The 463-nt window shown below is 54.9% G+C and carries 2 rRNA genes; both read left to right on the top strand.

Annotated elements, in window-relative coordinates:
- Window positions 1-187 (top strand): 23S ribosomal RNA (locus NQ036_RS15460); the annotation flags it as partial.
- A gap of 199 nt (window positions 188-386) precedes the next feature.
- A 5S ribosomal RNA gene (gene rrf / locus NQ036_RS15455) occupies window positions 387-463 on the top strand; the annotation flags it as partial.

The raw sequence follows: 463 nt of genomic DNA, 5'->3' as shown, positions 1-463 counted from the left end.
CTGCCAAGGGCATGGCTGGTTTGCTACGTTCGGGAGGGATAACCGCTGAAAGCATCTAAGTGGGAAGCCTGCTTCGAGATGAGGTCTCCTTTAAGGTGTCCTAGAGATGATGGGGTTGATAGGCCAGGTGTGGAAGCGGAGTGATTCGTGGAGCTGACTGGTACTAATACACCGTTCACTCACCCAAACAACACGACTCGGTGAGACTGTGGTCTTGTCGGGGTGTGTGGTGGGTTGGGTAACACGAGTAACAACAATGAGCGTATGAGAGAGCGTGTGTGCCGGTTGGCGCGCATGTACATGCATAGCCCCGTGTGGGGTTGGTGTTCACGTCTACTAGTTTCACTGCACGATCCAGTCACGCATTTCTGTGTGTCCTGTGGTTTTGCGGTGGTGAGAGCGTTGGGGAAACGCCCGGTCCCTTTCCGAACCCGGAAGCTAAGCCCGATTGCGCTGATGGTAC

The organism is Brevibacterium sp. 91QC2O2, from assembly GCF_024580695.1.
In the GTDB taxonomy this organism is placed as follows: Bacteria; Actinomycetota; Actinomycetes; order Actinomycetales; family Brevibacteriaceae; genus Brevibacterium; species Brevibacterium moorei.
The sequence above is the reverse complement of the archived record's forward strand: the minus strand, read 5'-3'. Positions and strand labels throughout refer to the sequence as shown.